Origin of the sequence: Citrobacter sp. 506 (assembly GCF_050434985.1) — a bacterium.
Classification (GTDB): Bacteria; Pseudomonadota; Gammaproteobacteria; order Enterobacterales; family Enterobacteriaceae; genus Citrobacter; species Citrobacter braakii.
In genome coordinates this window covers 285,294-299,883 of the sequence record NZ_JBNDJN010000004.1, presented here as the reverse complement: position 1 = coordinate 299,883, position 14,590 = coordinate 285,294, and the positions used below count along the sequence as shown (strand labels likewise).

The following is a 14,590-nucleotide window of genomic DNA, read 5'->3' as shown; positions in this document are numbered from 1 at the left end:
ATTGTTTTCCCTGACTATACGGGCAAATCTATCAGCAAAGCGCGCAGCGCGGTATCGGCGACTAACGTTATGTTAGTTTCGTCACGAATAAATGCGCCATCGCCGCAGGTGAGCGCTTCCTTTTCGGCGCCAGATGTCACCGCATGGAATCTGCCGTGGATCGACTGTAAGTAAGCCCGCGGCCCATGTAACTGAAAACTCAGCGATTCACCTTGTTGCAGTTCAACGTGGTGCACCCATACCTGTTGACGCAGATGCAGGCTGCCTTGTTCTCCATCCGGCGAGGCGAGCAACTGATGCTTACCGGCACTCAGCGTGGCTTTCTGTACGCAGGCGTTTTCGCGCTGCGGGCAGGCATCCAGCCAGAGCTGCATTCGGGTTAACGGTTTATCTTTGCTGATATTGTGTTCGCTGTAGCTAATTCCCGGCTGTGTGGCGAGCAGTAAAACTTCTCCTGCCTTGGCCTGGATATGGTTCCCTTCACTGTCGCGATACTCCGCTTCCCCTTCGAGGATCAGATTGACGATATCCACCTTCGGATAGGTACGTGGCTGGAAAGAGGCTCCCGGTGCCAGAACTTCCTGGTTCAGAACACGCAGCGAGGCATAACCCAGCAGTTTAGGATCAAAATAGTGTCCAAAGGAGAAGGTATAACGGGCCTGCAGCCAGCCGTAGTCTGCTTGCCCGCATTGTTTGGCTGTACGGGTAGTAATCATAGTTCTTGACCTCTCTTTACTTCCTTTTATGTTAAATGGCTAGACGCTGCATTGTTAGCCAGATATTCTGCCCGGTATGTTCAAATTTCCTGAATGAGAACGAGATGGCCAAAGAAAGGGCTTTAACGCTTGAGGCGTTACGCGTCATGGACGCAATAGACCGGCGTGGCAGCTTTGCCGCCGCGGCGGACGAACTGGGGCGCGTTCCTTCCGCGCTCAGCTATACCATGCAGAAGCTGGAGGAAGAGCTGGACGTCGTGCTGTTCGACCGTTCAGGTCATCGCACAAAATTCACCAACGTCGGGCGTATGCTGCTGGAACGTGGGCGTGTACTGTTGGAAGCTGCGGATAAGCTGACCACCGATGCCGAAGCGCTGGCTCGCGGTTGGGAAACGCATCTGACCATCGTCACCGAAGCGCTGGTGCCGACGGCGGCGTTTTTCCCGCTGATCGACAGACTTGCCGGGAAGGCCAATACCCAGCTTTCCGTTATTACCGAAGTTCTGGCCGGGGCGTGGGAGCGTCTGGAGCAGGGGCGGGCGGATATCGTGATTGCGCCGGATATGCATTTTCGCTCATCTTCGGAAATCAACTCGCGCAAGCTGTACTCGCTGATGAACGTATATGTGGCGGCCCCGGATCATCCAATTCATCAGGAGCCGGAACCGTTATCGGAAGTCACCCGCGTGAAGTACCGCGGAATCGCGGTGGCGGACACGGCCCGCGAACGTCCGGTGCTGACGGTTCAACTGCTGGATAAACAGCCGCGTCTGACGGTGAGTTCGATAGAAGATAAACGCCAGGCGCTGTTGGCCGGTCTTGGCGTGGCGACGATGCCATACCCGCTGGTGGAAGAGGACATTGCGGCGGGTCGGTTGCGTGTGGTTAGCCCGGAATCGACAAGCGAAATTGATATTATTATGGCCTGGCGTCGAGACAGCATGGGCGAAGCGAAATCCTGGTGTTTGCGGGAAATTCCCAAGCTGTTTGCGGGTAAATAGCAGGGCTGTTACGCCGGATGCGGTGCAAATGCACCTTATCCGGCCGACAAGATGGTGTATTACATCAGGACAGTTTTTTCGGGTCAGCACCGAAGCGGTTGCTCCCCTGAGTCCCATTTTGACAGTTGAAAATGATGATTACCAACCAGCCTACGATCGGGATCAGCAGCACCAGTAGCCACCAGGCCGAACGGTCGGTGTCATGTAAACGCCGGAACTGCACCGCCCACCACGGGATAAAGACCAGAACCCCATAAATCGTCGTTAATATGCCTTCCCCTCCGGCGCGTTCCCAGCCAAGCATTCTGTCCAGAATGCCCAGCACGAACGTAAAGATGATGTTGACCAGCACAAACATCCAGTATTCTTTACGACGCGCGCGGCCCCCAAAACCAAAGTAGTTCTTTAATACGTTTAAATACCAATCCATTTTTGCCTCGTTCTGTATTCAATTACTTGTTTTTAAAGCAATCAAATTAAGAATAGCTGTGAATGGAATGCTGGTAAATATTTGCAGTATTAATTATTTGGCCCCCAAAGGGGACCCGTGTAAATCAGGCAAAACGGTCATCACGCCCGTGGGGCTCGTTGAGGTCCTGCCATGGTCCGACAGAAATAATGCCGGTCGGGTTAATGGTTTTGTGGCTACGGAAGTAGTGATTGCGGATGTGATCGAAATTAACGGTCTCCGCAATGCCTGGCATCTGGTAGATATCGCGCAGGAAACCGTACAGGTTCAGATAGTCGCTAATCCGGTGTTTGTCGCACTTGAAGTGCGTCACATACACAGGATCAAAGCGCACCAGCGTGGTCCACAGGCGAATATCGGCCTCTGTTAACTGGTCCCCGGTCAGGTAGCGATGTTGCCCAAGGATCTGCTCCAGTCGCGCCAGAGATTGAAAGACTTTTTCTACGGCGTCGTCGTAGGCTTCCTGACTGGTGGCAAATCCGGCTTTATACACGCCGTTATTGACGTTGTCATAAATCCAGCCGTTCAGCTCGTCGATTTTAGTTTGCAGAGCGGGTGGATAGTAATCCCCGGCTTTCGCGCCCAGCGCATCAAACGCAGTGTTAAACATACGGATGATATCTGCAGATTCGTTGCTGACAATGGTGTGGTTCTTTTTGTCCCACAGCACCGGAACGGTCACCCGACCGCTGTAGTGCGGATCGGCGTGTAAATAGAGTTGATAAAGAAATTCGTGCTGATACAGGGTATCGCCGGTTGCCGCCGGGAAGTTATCATCAAAGGTCCAGCCGTTTTCCAGCATCAGCGGATGCACAACGGAAACGGAAATAAACGGTTCCAGCCCTTTGAGTTTACGCAAGATCAGCGTGCGATGCGCCCACGGACAGGCCAGAGAAACGTAGAGATGATAGCGGTCTTTTTCGGCGGCGAAACCCCCTTCGCCCGTTGGACCGGGTGCGCTATCCGCAGTGAGCCAGTTACGGAAAGCTGATGCAGAGCGTTGAAATTTTCCCCCGGTTGATTTGGTGTCATACCAGGTGTCATGCCATACGCCGTCAATGAGTTGTCCCATGATTTTCGCCTCCTCAGATAGCAAAAGCGAGGAGATGTCTCCTCGCTTTTTGATGCGTTTAGTATAGCTCGCTTACCATTTTTTATTCAGTACACGGTCGATGCTGAATGCGCCCGGACCGGTGATAGCCAGCAGCAGGAAGCCGCCTGCGATGGTCAGGTTTTTCATAAACATCAGAGAGTTCACACCTTCCGCAAAGTTGCTGTGGAAGAGGAACGCCGTCAGCAGCGTGAAGCCCGCGGTGAACAGCGCAGTAGTACGGGTCAGGAAACCAAACAGGATGGCCAGACCGCCGCCAAACTCAAGCAGGATAACCAGCGGTAACATAAATCCTGGGACGCCCATGGCTTCCATGTACTGTTGGGTACCCGCATATCCGGTGATTTTTCCCCAACCTGCGGTAATAAACAGGATTGGCATCAGAATGCGCGCTACCAGTACACCAACATCTTCTAATTTCTTCATCATACTCTCCAGGAAACCACTCAGGCGGCTTATTGTGTTTTTTTGTGCAACGACGTCGCAGAGTGCGTCGTTGCTGTCGATGGAGAGAATCATAAACGCGGCTAATGACAATTGTTAGCAAGGAAAACTGTCAGAAATTTTCAAAAAATTTGAGGTTAGGGGGAGAAGAGGTGATTAGCCGCGCAGTTGCTGTTGTCTGATGGTCGATTTAACCAGACGCCAGATGCTCCACACGCTAAAGCCGCGTTTAGCCCAGCGTACCAGCAGATTCGGGTTACGGATGGTGCGAACCGCCATAATACTGCTTCCGACCAACACCCAGCCACGCAGGTTCAGCAGCGTCTTCCAGCCACGATCGTAAACTTCGGTGGCTTCAAGCCAGTCGCGGCGAGTGGCAGACAGATCCAGCCGTTGCTGCTGGATCTGTCCAAGCAGTTGCGCCTTACGTTGTTGACGTTCGACTTTACTGCTCATTATGCATCATCCTCCAGGGCCTGCCTGTCGTTAGCGAGTTCATTGCGCGTATGGCGTAGCAGCGTTGTTTTACGCGCTTTACTCAGCGTCCATAGCCCGCCGATAAGCGCTAAAAGCAACAGCACAACGGTGGTGGCAATCATGGCGTTCAGGCGATACTGCGGGTCTATGGCCCAGATGATAAGCACCATCAGGCTCATCAGACCAAACGCCGCGAACAGCATGGTCAGCCCAAGCATCAGCAGGATCTGGATGAGATTGGCTTTTTCCTCTTCCAGCTCAACGACGGCCAGCCGCAGCCGCGTCTCTACGATCTCAACGAGAATCGTCAGGATCCGCTGTCCAATACCCAGTACGCCTTTGCCTGGACCTTGTGCGTGTTGAGAGTCTGCCATTATTAACGGCGCGACAGCAGTACACCAAGTACCACACCGACTGCAGCGCCAATGCCGACGCCTGTCCATGGGTTTTCGCGTACGTAGTTATCGGCTTTTGCCGCGGCCTCACGGGTCTGTTTAGCAATCACATCGCTGGTTTCGCTCAGACGATGGCGGCTCTCGCGTAACGCATGTTCGGCTTTACTGCGAATTTTACTCATCTCTTCCTTCGACTTATCGCCAGAGGAGCTAAGTACTTCTTCAAGCGTATCCGCAAGAGATTTCAGCTCAGCGCGCAGGTTTTCCGTAGCATTATCTTTCGACATAGTTTTCTCCAGTTGAGTGGCTAGTTACCGTACTTAGTAATCGCGTGTCTCGAGTTCTTTCAGCTCTTGCTGAGCTTCAGCAAGCTTATGTTCGCGCTTGGCTATCTTATCCGCATCGCCTTTTTGCTTCGCCTCGGCCAAATCACGTTGACGCTCGGCTATCTCATTTTTCTGCTCGGCGATTTTTTTCTGATGGTCGGCGCGCAGTTTGCTGTCAGTACAATTTGCCCGAACTTCGCTCAGCGCTTTGTTCAGACCATTGATGCGGTTTTGATTGTTGTGCTTTTCGGCATAGCTTATCTCCCGCTGAATATCCTGTTCTTTTTCCTGACAGAGGGTGGAGGCGTAACTGCCGGCACTGAGAGCGAAAAGACTAATTGCTAAAGCGATGCGGTATTTCATTCTTGAACCTTCCATTGTGATTCGACCTTGTGGCTTTGGCCGATGCTCCAGAATAATAAAGCAATGGGTCATAAACCCAGTTTATTAATCATAGGCGCTAAATGATGAAATCACCAAAGTGAGTGATCTAATTCAGATTCCTGGAGATTAACCAAAACGGTGCGGGGTATCACGTAAGCGGGATAACCACTGTACCGCCTGATTATCATCATCCTGCTGAGCAATAACGAAACCGTGCGGTAACGTTCGGTCCAGCACGACCTTTGCGGCTGCGCTTTGCGCGCTGGAATCAAAGGTGATCAGCAGCGCGTCATTTTGCGGAGTAATGCTTTTAAAGCGAATGCCGTTGGCGTCCAGGTGATGCCAGATAGAGAAGCCATCAGGCATGGTGGCTCCCTGGTTTACAGCACGAATGGCAAGCGTTGACTCCTGCTGGCGGATGACCGACCAGGTCAGGAGCAGCGCGCCGATAAACAGCATAAAAGTAGTCGTCCAGGCCAGTCGTCGGAGTGTTATGCATGATTTCAGCATAATTTACCCTCGGTTCCCGTATTTCTTTTTCCAAAGCACAACCAGTGAACCTGCCAGACCAAACACCAGTAACACCACGGGAAGCAGCATCAGACAAGACATCAGCTGATCTTCATATTTGAGAAACACTGGCGTTTTGCCCAGCAGATAGCCAAGCGTTGTGAGAATCAGAACCCAAAGCAGTCCGCTCATCCAGTTAAAGAACTGAAAGCGCGCATTGTTCAGACCGGACAATCCTGCGATGGTCGGCAGTAATGTTCTGACAAACGCGATAAAGCGACCGACCAACAGGGCAGACAAGCCATGCTTATGGAACAGATGATGTGCGCGCTGATGGTAGTGCGCGGGTAGATGAGACAGCCAGTTTTGAACGGTGCGGGTATTTCCCAGCCATTTCCCCTGGATATAGCTGAGCCAGCAACCCAGGCTGGCCGCGGTGGTGAGCAGCAGTACCGTTTGCGGAAAACCCATCGCGCCTTTAGCGATAAGTACGCCGACCAGTACCAGTAGACTGTCGCCAGGTAAAAAGGCTGCTGGCAGCAGTCCGTTTTCCAGAAACAAAATGGTAAACAGTACGAAATAGAGCATGCCAATCATGGAGGGATTGGCCAGCGTTTCAAAATCCTGAGCCCATAAAGCATTCAATAATTGAGTCAGTAGTTCCATTCAATATTCCTGGAGAATCGGTTGTCGTCATGCCGGTATTCTGGAGTTTGTAACGCCGCAATTTTATTGGTGTTTTTTACATGGATCGCGGTCTGACACAAATTCACGGCCTGAACTATTCCCTGTAAAGTTGTGAAGTAAGCAAGCTCTCAAACACAAAAATTCAAATAACAACTAATTGTAACAAAGGTCAACGTAGTCCGTTATAGAAATTACGGGTGTTGTCCTGTGATTTTGCTTATCGCAATGGAGGGAGGCGAGAGGATTTACACAGGCTGACACTTTATACCTAATGCTTACCAAGCGTCAGAAACAGGCGCTTTGTCGCGCCTGCATCGTTAAGATTGTTTATTTTGCGCCGTTAGCTGCCGTATCGAGATGAATGACGGGATTATCGGTAAAAAGATAACGGTCTGCGTTGAATTCAAAATCATCGCTGGTTTCGTTAAACAGCATCTGCTTTGTGTTCTCAAGATGCTGCCACATCGCCAGTTTGGCGGCGTGTGGATCTTTGCGAATCAGCGCCCGCAGGATCTGGTCATGGTCGTCGCACCAGTTATCTATCGTGCGCAGGTCGATGTGGTCGTGCAGCTTCTTCCAGTAGGGGTTGTGAATACGCTGAGTCCACATTTTTTCAACAATCGCGGCCAGGGCAGAGTTCTGTGTTGCCAGCGCGACCTGCACATGGAACAGGAGATCCCACTCGGAGTCACGAAAGCTTTTTTCGTTACGCGACTTCTCCTGAATTTCCATCAGTTTCATGATGTCCTGTTTGGTCACCTGGGTGGCGGCAAACTCAGCAATGTTGCTTTCTATGAGCTGGCGAGCCTGGAGCAGCTCAAACGGACCGTAGCTGGCGAACTCCAGACTTTCATCTGGCGCGACATAGTGTTTGGGTTGGTTTGAAATGACGTGGATCCCCGATCCTTTACGCACTTCAACGTAGCCCTCAACCTCGAGCATGATAATCGCTTCACGAACCACGGTGCGGCTGACATTTTTTTCATCGGCGATAAAGCGCTCGGCGGGGAGTTTGTCACCCACCAGGTAGACACCCTGCTCAATGCGTTCTTTCAGATCAGCGGCAAGTTGTTGGTACAAACGTCGTGGTTCGGTGATTTCCATATGCGCTCCAGGCATGATACGGCAGACTCTATTTGTTATACCACTTTTGCGATTACGGCTCCACTCGCGGCGATAAAAAAGCCGCCAGATGACTGGCGGCTTAGCATTACATAACCTTGTTAAATCGTGTCTGGTTAACTTTGCGCAGCGGGATCGCCAGTTTGCGAAGCTGACTCTACCTCGCTGGCCGATTTGTTCTGCAATACCGTCCAGATGACTAACGCGCCGAGCAGGTCGAATACCGCCAGTACGGCGAACAGCGGGCTGAAGCCGATGGTGTCAGCCAGCGCGCCAACGACCAGCGCAAACAGCGTACTTGCAAGCCATGCGGACATACCGGTCAGACCGTTCGCGGTTGCCACTTCATTACGACCAAATACGTCAGAAGAGAGCGTGATCAGCGCACCGGACAGCGCCTGGTGAGCAAAGCCGCCGACGCACAGCAGGGCGATAGCAATGTACGGGCTGGTGAACAGACCGATCATCCCTGGGCCAATCATCAGCAATGCGCCCATGGTGACGACCATTTTACGGGAAACGATCAGGTTAACGCCGAACCAGCGCTGGAACAGCGGCGGTAAGTAACCCCCTACGATACAGCCCAGGTCAGCAAACAGCATCGGCATCCAGGCAAACATCGCAATCTCTTTCAGGTTAAAGCCGTAGACTTTAAACATGAACAGCGGGATCCAGGCGTTGAAGGTACCCCAGGCCGGCTCTGCCAGGAAACGCGGCAGCGCGATGCCCCAGAACTGGCGGTTACGCAGGATCTGACCGAGAGACATTTTCTTGGCGGTGCTGTTTTTATGCTGTGATTCCTGACCATTCAGAATGTAATCACGTTCTTCATCAGACAGTTTTTTCTGGTCGCGTGGGTGTTTGTAAAATACCAACCAGCACATGGCCCAAATGAAGCTCAGGGCACCAGAAATAATGAAGGCCATCTGCCAGCTGTGCATGACGATAGCCCAGACGACCAGCGGCGGAGCAATCATCGCGCCGATAGAGGAACCGACGTTAAAGTAACCCACGGCGATTGAACGTTCTTTTGCCGGGAACCATTCAGAGCTGGCTTTCAGACCCGCAGGGATCATCGCAGCTTCAGCGGCACCGACTGCACCTCGCGCCAGCGCCAGTCCACCCCAGCTACCAGCCAGTGCGGTCGCGCCACAGAAGACGGCCCACAGAACGGCGAACATCGCGTAACCAATTTTTGTGCCGAGCACATCGAGCACGTAGCCGGCAACAGGTTGCATTACGGTGTAAGCAGCAGAATACGCTGCGATGATATAGGAATACTGTTGGGTGGAGATGTGTAACTCTTCCATCAGAGTTGGCGCAGCTGCCGCCACAGTGTTACGTGTCAGATAACCCAGCACGGTGCCAAGCGTCACCAGTGCGATCATGTACCAACGTAACCCTTTAATTTTACGCATGTAAAACCTCATCGTTTTGTTATGTCCGCGAACGAGCGGTCATCTTCCAGTTCAGGGAGGAGGATGTTCTTTTACGAGGGGGTAACCGAAAAAAAGCCGGTACTCCCCGAACTCTGCCATGTCAATATTTGTGCTAATTCGGTTTCCGTACCGGTTAATCCGATGGTGATACATCGGTAATTTGCATTCCGTCGGCTTATGTATCGCGACGGCAAAAAGATAACTTGTCATACAGCTTTAAAAGGTGAGTGCCATCACAAAAGTGTGAATCTTCGTGTGGTCATTATTTCGCTTCAGCAAAGCCAGTGCTGGTGCGGCTTGGCGCGTGGTTTACCTCTTTGAGAGTAATTTTTTTGTCGCCATTTGTTGATCTAACTCACGAAAATATCTTCAGTGTATGGAAATTGGTGTGATAACTTTGTCAACATCAAAACATAAGCAATCTGACGCACTCGCTGAGAGGAAGACGATAATGACCCCGTTTATGACTGAAGATTTCCTGTTGGACACCGAATTTGCCCGCCGTCTGTATCATGATTACGCCAAAGACCAGCCAATCTTCGACTACCACTGCCATTTGCCACCGCAACAAATCGCGGAAAACTACCGTTTTAATAACCTGTATGACATCTGGCTGAAGGGTGACCACTACAAGTGGCGTGCGATGCGTACTAACGGCGTCGCTGAGCGCCTGTGTACCGGCGATGCGTCCGATCGCGAGAAGTTTGACGCCTGGGCCGCCACGGTTCCGCACACAATCGGTAACCCGCTGTACCATTGGACCCACCTCGAATTACGTCGCCCGTTTGGTATTACAGGTAAGCTGCTGTCTCCGGCAACGGCTGACGAAATCTGGAACCAGTGCAACGAACTGCTGGCGCAGGACAAATTCTCCGCGCGCGGCATCATGCAGCAGATGAATGTGAAAATGGTTGGTACTACCGATGACCCGATCGACTCTCTGGAGCATCACGCGGCCGTTGCTAAAGACGGAAGCTTTGATGTGAAAGTGCTGCCGAGCTGGCGTCCGGATAAAGCCTTTAACATTGAGCAGGCGACCTTTAATGACTATATGGCGAAGCTCGGTGAGGTGTCTGACACGGATATCCGCCGCTTCAGCGACCTGCAAGCTGCGCTGACCAAACGTCTGGATCACTTTGCGGCTCACGGCTGTAAAGTCTCTGACCACGCGCTGGACGTGGTGCTGTTTGCTGAATCTAACGAATCTGAACTGGATAGCATTCTGGCACGCCGCCTGGCGGGTGAAACGCTGAGCGAGCATGAAGTTGCCCAGTTTAAAACCGCGGTGCTGGTGTTCCTCGGTGCGGAATACGCGCGTCGTGAATGGGTACAGCAGTACCACATCGGCGCGCTGCGTAATAACAACCTGCGTCAGTTCAAACTGTTGGGTGCGGATGTCGGCTTCGACTCCATCAACGATCGCCCGATGGCCGAAGAGCTGTCCAAACTGCTGAGCAAGCAGAACGAACAGAACCTGCTGCCGAAAACCATTCTCTACTGCCTGAACCCGCGCGATAACGAAGTGCTGGGCACCATGATCGGCAACTTCCAGGGCGAAGGTATGCCGGGCAAGATGCAGTTCGGTTCCGGCTGGTGGTTCAACGATCAGAAAGACGGTATGGAACGTCAGATGACGCAGCTGGCCCAGCTCGGTCTGCTGAGCCGTTTCGTCGGCATGCTGACCGATAGCCGTAGCTTCCTGTCATACACGCGCCATGAATACTTCCGTCGCATCCTGTGCCAGATGATTGGCCGTTGGGTTGCTGCAGGTGAAGCGCCGGCAGATATCCAGCTGTTGGGTGAAATGGTCAGAAATATTTGCTTCAACAATGCGCGTGATTATTTCGCCATTGAACTGAACTAAGGCCTGGGTGAAGGTATGCAATACATCAAGATCCATACGCTGGATAACGTCGCGGTAGCGCTCGCTGATTTGGCTGAAGGAACCGAAGTCACCGTTGATGGGCAAGCGGTAATCCTGCGCCAAGCGGTTTCTCGTGGCCATAAATTCGCTTTATGCGATATTGCGCAAGGCGAAAACGTCATTAAATACGGTTTGCCAATCGGTCATACGTTGGTGGACGTGGCGGCGGGTGAGCATATTCATGCTCACAACACGCGCACGAATCTGAGCGACCTGGACACGTATAGCTACCACCCTGATTTTCAGGCAGAGCTTGTTCAACCCGCCGATCGCGACGTACAGATCTACCGTCGCGCCAACGGCGAGGTCGGCGTGCGCAACGAACTGTGGATCCTGCCGACGGTCGGCTGCGTCAACGCTATGGCGCGTCAGATGCAGACCCGCTTTCTGAAAGAGACCAACGACGCCGAGGGTATCGACGGCGTGCATCTTTTCAGTCACACCTACGGCTGTTCACAGCTGGGTGACGACCACATCAACACCCGTACCATGCTGCAAAATATGGTGCGCCACCCGAATGCGGGTGCGGTGCTGGTGGTCGGCCTGGGCTGTGAAAACAACCAGGTTGATGCCTTCCGCGAAACCTTAGGCGAGTACGATCCTGAGCGTGTTCACTTTATGGTCTGCCAACATCAGGAAGACGAAGTGGAAGCGGGGATTGAACATCTCCATCAGTTGTACAACGTGATGCGTAACGATAAGCGTGAGCCGGGTAAGCTGGGCGAGCTGAAGTTTGGTCTGGAATGCGGCGGCTCTGACGGCCTGTCTGGTATTACCGCCAACCCGATGCTGGGGCGTTTTTCCGACTACGTGATTGCCAACGGCGGCACCACCGTGCTGACTGAAGTACCGGAAATGTTCGGTGCCGAGCAGTTGCTGATGGACCACTGCCGTGACGAAGAAACCTTCGGCAAGCTGGTGACCATGGTCAATGACTTTAAGCAGTACTTCATTGCTCACGACCAGCCGATTTACGAGAATCCATCGCCGGGCAACAAAGCGGGCGGGATCACCACGCTGGAAGATAAATCTTTGGGCTGCACGCAAAAAGCGGGCTCCAGCCAGGTGGTGGACGTACTGCGCTACGGCGAACGCCTGAAGACACACGGCCTGAACTTACTGAGCGCGCCGGGTAACGATGCGGTTGCTACCAGTGCCCTCGCGGGCGCGGGCTGTCATATGGTGCTGTTCAGCACCGGCCGCGGTACGCCGTACGGCGGTTTTGTGCCGACGGTGAAAATTGCGACCAACAGCGAGCTGGCGGCCAAGAAAAAACACTGGATCGATTTTGACGCCGGACAGCTGATCCACGGTAAAGCGATGCCTCAGCTGCTGAGCGAGTTTGTCGATACGATCGTTGAGTTCGCCAATGGCAAGCAAACTTGCAACGAGCGCAACGATTTCCGGGAACTGGCTATCTTTAAAAGCGGCGTAACATTGTAATTACCCTTCATCTTTCGCGTGACAGCCGCGTTGGCTGCGTCCATTCACCCCGGTCACTTACTCCAGTAAGCTCCCGGGGATGTCTGAACTTACCGCCTTGCGGTAGCACGAAATCTATTGGGTAATCGAAATGGAGTGGATTTTAAAAACGGCGTTTCATAATATGGAGCGCCGTTTGTTTTTGCGTTTCCTCACAAGGATCTCCCATGACCGCGTATTGGCTGGCCCAGGGCGTAGGTGTCATCGCCTTTTTGATCGGCATTACCACCTTTTTCAATCGAGATGAGCGCCGGTTCCGGCTGCAACTTGCCGTCTACAGCGCCACCATTGGCGTGCATTTTTTTCTGATGGGCGCCTGGCCTGCGGGAATGAGTGCAGAGCTAAACACCATCCGCACACTCGTCTCGATGCATACCCGCAAACTGTGGGTAATGACCGTTTTTATTATCCTCACCCTGGTTCTTGGGCTGGCGAAATTACAGCATGCGATGGAGCTGTTGCCGATTATCGGCACGCTGGCCAGCACCTGGGCGCTGTTTCGCTGCCAGGGGCTGACCGTGCGCTGCGTAATGTGGTGCGCAACCGCCTGTTGGGTTATCCATAATTTCTGGTTGGGATCGATTGGTGGGACGATGATCGAAGGTAGTTTTCTGGTGATGAACGGCCTGAACATTATTCGCTTCCGGCGGATGCAAAAACGCGGAATTGATCCATTCAAAATTGAAAAAAGCGTACAAGAAGAGAACCCCTCCGTCCGGTGACGGAGGGGCAGAGATTAGCCGCGCAGGGCGTTATTTGCCAGACGTTCGTCTTCAGCCTGGCAGGCCGCAGCGGTAAACAGGACGTCTGTAGAAGAGTTCAGCGCCGTTTCACAGGAATCCTGCAATACGCCGATGATAAAGCCAACGGCAACGACCTGCATGGCGATGTCATTCGGGATACCGAACATATTACATGCCAGTGGGATCAGCAGCAGAGAACCTCCCGCCACGCCCGATGCGCCGCAGGCACACAGCGAAGCCACCACGCTCAGTAACAGCGCCGTCGGTAAATCGACCGGAATACCCAACGTATTTACCGCCGCCAGCGTCAACACGGTAATGGTGATCGCCGCGCCAGCCATGTTGATGGTGGCTCCCAGCGGGATAGAAACCGAATAGGTATCACGATCCAGGTTCAGCTTCTCACACAGCGCCATATTCACCGGAATGTTTGCCGCGGAGCTACGGGTAAAGAAGGCGTACACGCCGCTTTCACGCAGACAGGCCAGCACTAACGGATATGGGTTGCGGCGAATTTTCCAGAATACCAGCAGCGGGTTGACCACCAACGCTACCAGCAGCATACAGCCTACCAGCACGGTCAGCAGCTGCGCGTAGCCCCAAAGCGTGGCGAAACCGGTGGTTGCCAGCGTGGAGGAGACCAGGCCGAAGATACCGATCGGCGCGAAACGAATCACCAGCTTCACCATAAAGGTGACTGCGTTGGACATATCGTTGACCAGATTTTTGGTCGTTTCATTACCGTGACGCAGCGCAAAGCCCAGACCGACGGCCCAAACCAGGATGCCGATGTAGTTGGCGTTAAGCAGTGCATCAATTGGGTTAGAAACCATGCTCATTAGCAGGCCACGCATCACTTCAATAATGCCGGACGGCGGTACGATATCGCTGGCGCTGCTTGAAAGATGCAGCGTTGATGGGAAGGCGAAGCTGAAGACAACGGCCGCTAGCGCTGCGGAAAATGTTCCGAGCAGGTAGAGGAACAGGATTGGGCGGATATTGGTTTTTTGCCCGTGCTGGTGGTTGGCGATAGAAGCCATTACCAGCATCAGAACCAGAATTGGTGCGACGGCTTTTAACGCGCCGACGAACAGAGTACCCAGTAAACCAACGGCTTCTGCCGCAGGTTTTGACACCAGTGCCAGTAAAATCCCCAGAACCAAACCGATCAAAATTTGTTTAACCAGGCTCCCTTGCGCCAGGCGCGAGAATAGCCCCGATGAACGTTGCGTAGTCATGTAGTAATCCTTTCATTGTGTTGTTGCCCTGCCTTTGTGCGTTCTGTAGACGCATCTTTCAGGATGAGGCAAATGTTTGCATGGCTGAGTATAAGGAAAGAACAGGGTTCTGGAAGCGAAAT

General features: G+C 52.9%; 17 protein-coding genes. 4 read left to right on the top strand and 13 right to left on the bottom strand.

Annotation, left to right across the window (positions count from 1 at the left end; all coding sequences use genetic code 11):
* Window positions 1-14: 14 nt before the first annotated feature.
* Window positions 15-716 (bottom strand): pirin family protein, encoded by a 702-nt coding sequence (locus tag ABIE10_RS16955; RefSeq protein WP_016157539.1) that lies wholly within the window; start codon window positions 714-716, stop codon window positions 15-17.
* 104 nt (window positions 717-820) lie between these two features.
* Here ABIE10_RS16955 and yhaJ point away from each other — a divergent pair, with 104 nt between their 5' ends.
* A complete protein-coding gene (gene yhaJ, locus ABIE10_RS16950) occupies window positions 821-1,717 on the top strand; it encodes a DNA-binding transcriptional regulator YhaJ (RefSeq protein WP_016154624.1) in 897 nt (298 codons plus the stop codon).
* 64 nt (window positions 1,718-1,781) lie between these two features.
* Here the strand turns inward: yhaJ and ABIE10_RS16945 are convergent, their stop codons facing one another.
* The 11 genes from ABIE10_RS16945 to ABIE10_RS16895 all read right to left on the bottom strand — a co-directional run bounded on the left by ABIE10_RS16945 (window position 1,782) and on the right by ABIE10_RS16895 (window position 9,060).
* The gene (locus tag ABIE10_RS16945; RefSeq protein ID WP_019077757.1) at window positions 1,782-2,147 is read right to left on the bottom strand and encodes a DUF805 domain-containing protein; all 366 of its coding nucleotides are present in this window, start codon (window positions 2,145-2,147) and stop codon (window positions 1,782-1,784) included.
* A 124-nt stretch (window positions 2,148-2,271) separates the two neighbouring features.
* Window positions 2,272-3,258, bottom strand: a complete 987-nt coding sequence (gene yqjG, locus ABIE10_RS16940; protein WP_200047070.1) for a glutathionyl-hydroquinone reductase YqjG — start codon at window positions 3,256-3,258, stop codon at window positions 2,272-2,274.
* Window positions 3,259-3,330: 72 nt separating this feature from the next.
* The gene (locus tag ABIE10_RS16935) at window positions 3,331-3,723 is read right to left on the bottom strand and encodes a DoxX family protein (protein ID WP_003024847.1); all 393 of its coding nucleotides are present in this window, start codon (window positions 3,721-3,723) and stop codon (window positions 3,331-3,333) included.
* Window positions 3,724-3,897: 174 nt separating this feature from the next.
* Window positions 3,898-4,197, bottom strand: a complete 300-nt coding sequence (locus ABIE10_RS16930; RefSeq protein WP_003024845.1) for a YqjK-like family protein — start codon at window positions 4,195-4,197, stop codon at window positions 3,898-3,900.
* Window positions 4,197-4,592: a phage holin family protein gene (locus ABIE10_RS16925; RefSeq protein WP_016157537.1), complete on the bottom strand. Its 396-nt coding sequence runs from the start codon at window positions 4,590-4,592 to the stop codon at window positions 4,197-4,199. Before ABIE10_RS16925 ends, ABIE10_RS16930 begins: the two co-directional genes overlap by 1 nt.
* Before the next feature lie 2 nt (window positions 4,593-4,594).
* Entirely contained in the window at window positions 4,595-4,900 is a 306-nt protein-coding gene (locus ABIE10_RS16920; RefSeq protein ID WP_003024832.1) for a DUF883 family protein, read from the bottom strand.
* 33 nt (window positions 4,901-4,933) lie between these two features.
* A complete protein-coding gene (locus tag ABIE10_RS16915) occupies window positions 4,934-5,302 on the bottom strand; it encodes a DUF1090 domain-containing protein (RefSeq protein ID WP_016154619.1) in 369 nt (122 codons plus the stop codon).
* Window positions 5,303-5,449: 147 nt separating this feature from the next.
* Window positions 5,450-5,818: an EnvZ/OmpR regulon moderator MzrA gene (gene mzrA, locus ABIE10_RS16910; protein ID WP_029139667.1), complete on the bottom strand. Its 369-nt coding sequence runs from the start codon at window positions 5,816-5,818 to the stop codon at window positions 5,450-5,452.
* Between the two features lie 18 nt (window positions 5,819-5,836).
* On the bottom strand, window positions 5,837-6,499 hold the full coding sequence (gene yqjA, locus ABIE10_RS16905; protein WP_216403290.1) for a DedA family general envelope maintenance protein YqjA: 663 nt from the start codon (window positions 6,497-6,499) through the stop codon (window positions 5,837-5,839).
* Between the two features lie 348 nt (window positions 6,500-6,847).
* Window positions 6,848-7,624, bottom strand: a complete 777-nt coding sequence (exuR, locus tag ABIE10_RS16900; protein WP_047499647.1) for a transcriptional regulator ExuR — start codon at window positions 7,622-7,624, stop codon at window positions 6,848-6,850.
* A 134-nt stretch (window positions 7,625-7,758) separates the two neighbouring features.
* Entirely contained in the window at window positions 7,759-9,060 is a 1,302-nt protein-coding gene (locus ABIE10_RS16895; RefSeq protein WP_016154616.1) for an MFS transporter, read from the bottom strand.
* A gap of 472 nt (window positions 9,061-9,532) precedes the next feature.
* On the opposite strand from ABIE10_RS16895, the gene uxaC reads away from it, so the two are divergent.
* The 3 genes from uxaC (at window position 9,533) to ABIE10_RS16880 (ending at window position 13,209) form a co-directional block, all read left to right on the top strand.
* Window positions 9,533-10,945 carry a glucuronate isomerase gene (gene uxaC / locus ABIE10_RS16890; protein WP_047499643.1) on the top strand — a complete coding sequence of 471 codons (1,413 nt, stop codon included), beginning with the start codon at window positions 9,533-9,535 and terminating at the stop codon, window positions 10,943-10,945.
* A gap of 15 nt (window positions 10,946-10,960) precedes the next feature.
* Window positions 10,961-12,448: a UxaA family hydrolase gene (locus ABIE10_RS16885; RefSeq protein WP_016154614.1), complete on the top strand. Its 1,488-nt coding sequence runs from the start codon at window positions 10,961-10,963 to the stop codon at window positions 12,446-12,448.
* A gap of 206 nt (window positions 12,449-12,654) precedes the next feature.
* Window positions 12,655-13,209, top strand: coding sequence for a YgjV family protein (locus ABIE10_RS16880; protein WP_016154613.1), 555 nt, complete (start codon window positions 12,655-12,657; stop codon window positions 13,207-13,209).
* Window positions 13,210-13,223: 14 nt separating this feature from the next.
* On the opposite strand, the gene sstT is transcribed toward ABIE10_RS16880, so the two are convergent.
* Complete coding sequence (sstT, locus tag ABIE10_RS16875; protein ID WP_049283300.1) at window positions 13,224-14,468, bottom strand: serine/threonine transporter SstT; 1,245 nt, start codon at window positions 14,466-14,468, stop codon at window positions 13,224-13,226.
* Window positions 14,469-14,590 lie beyond the last annotated feature (122 nt).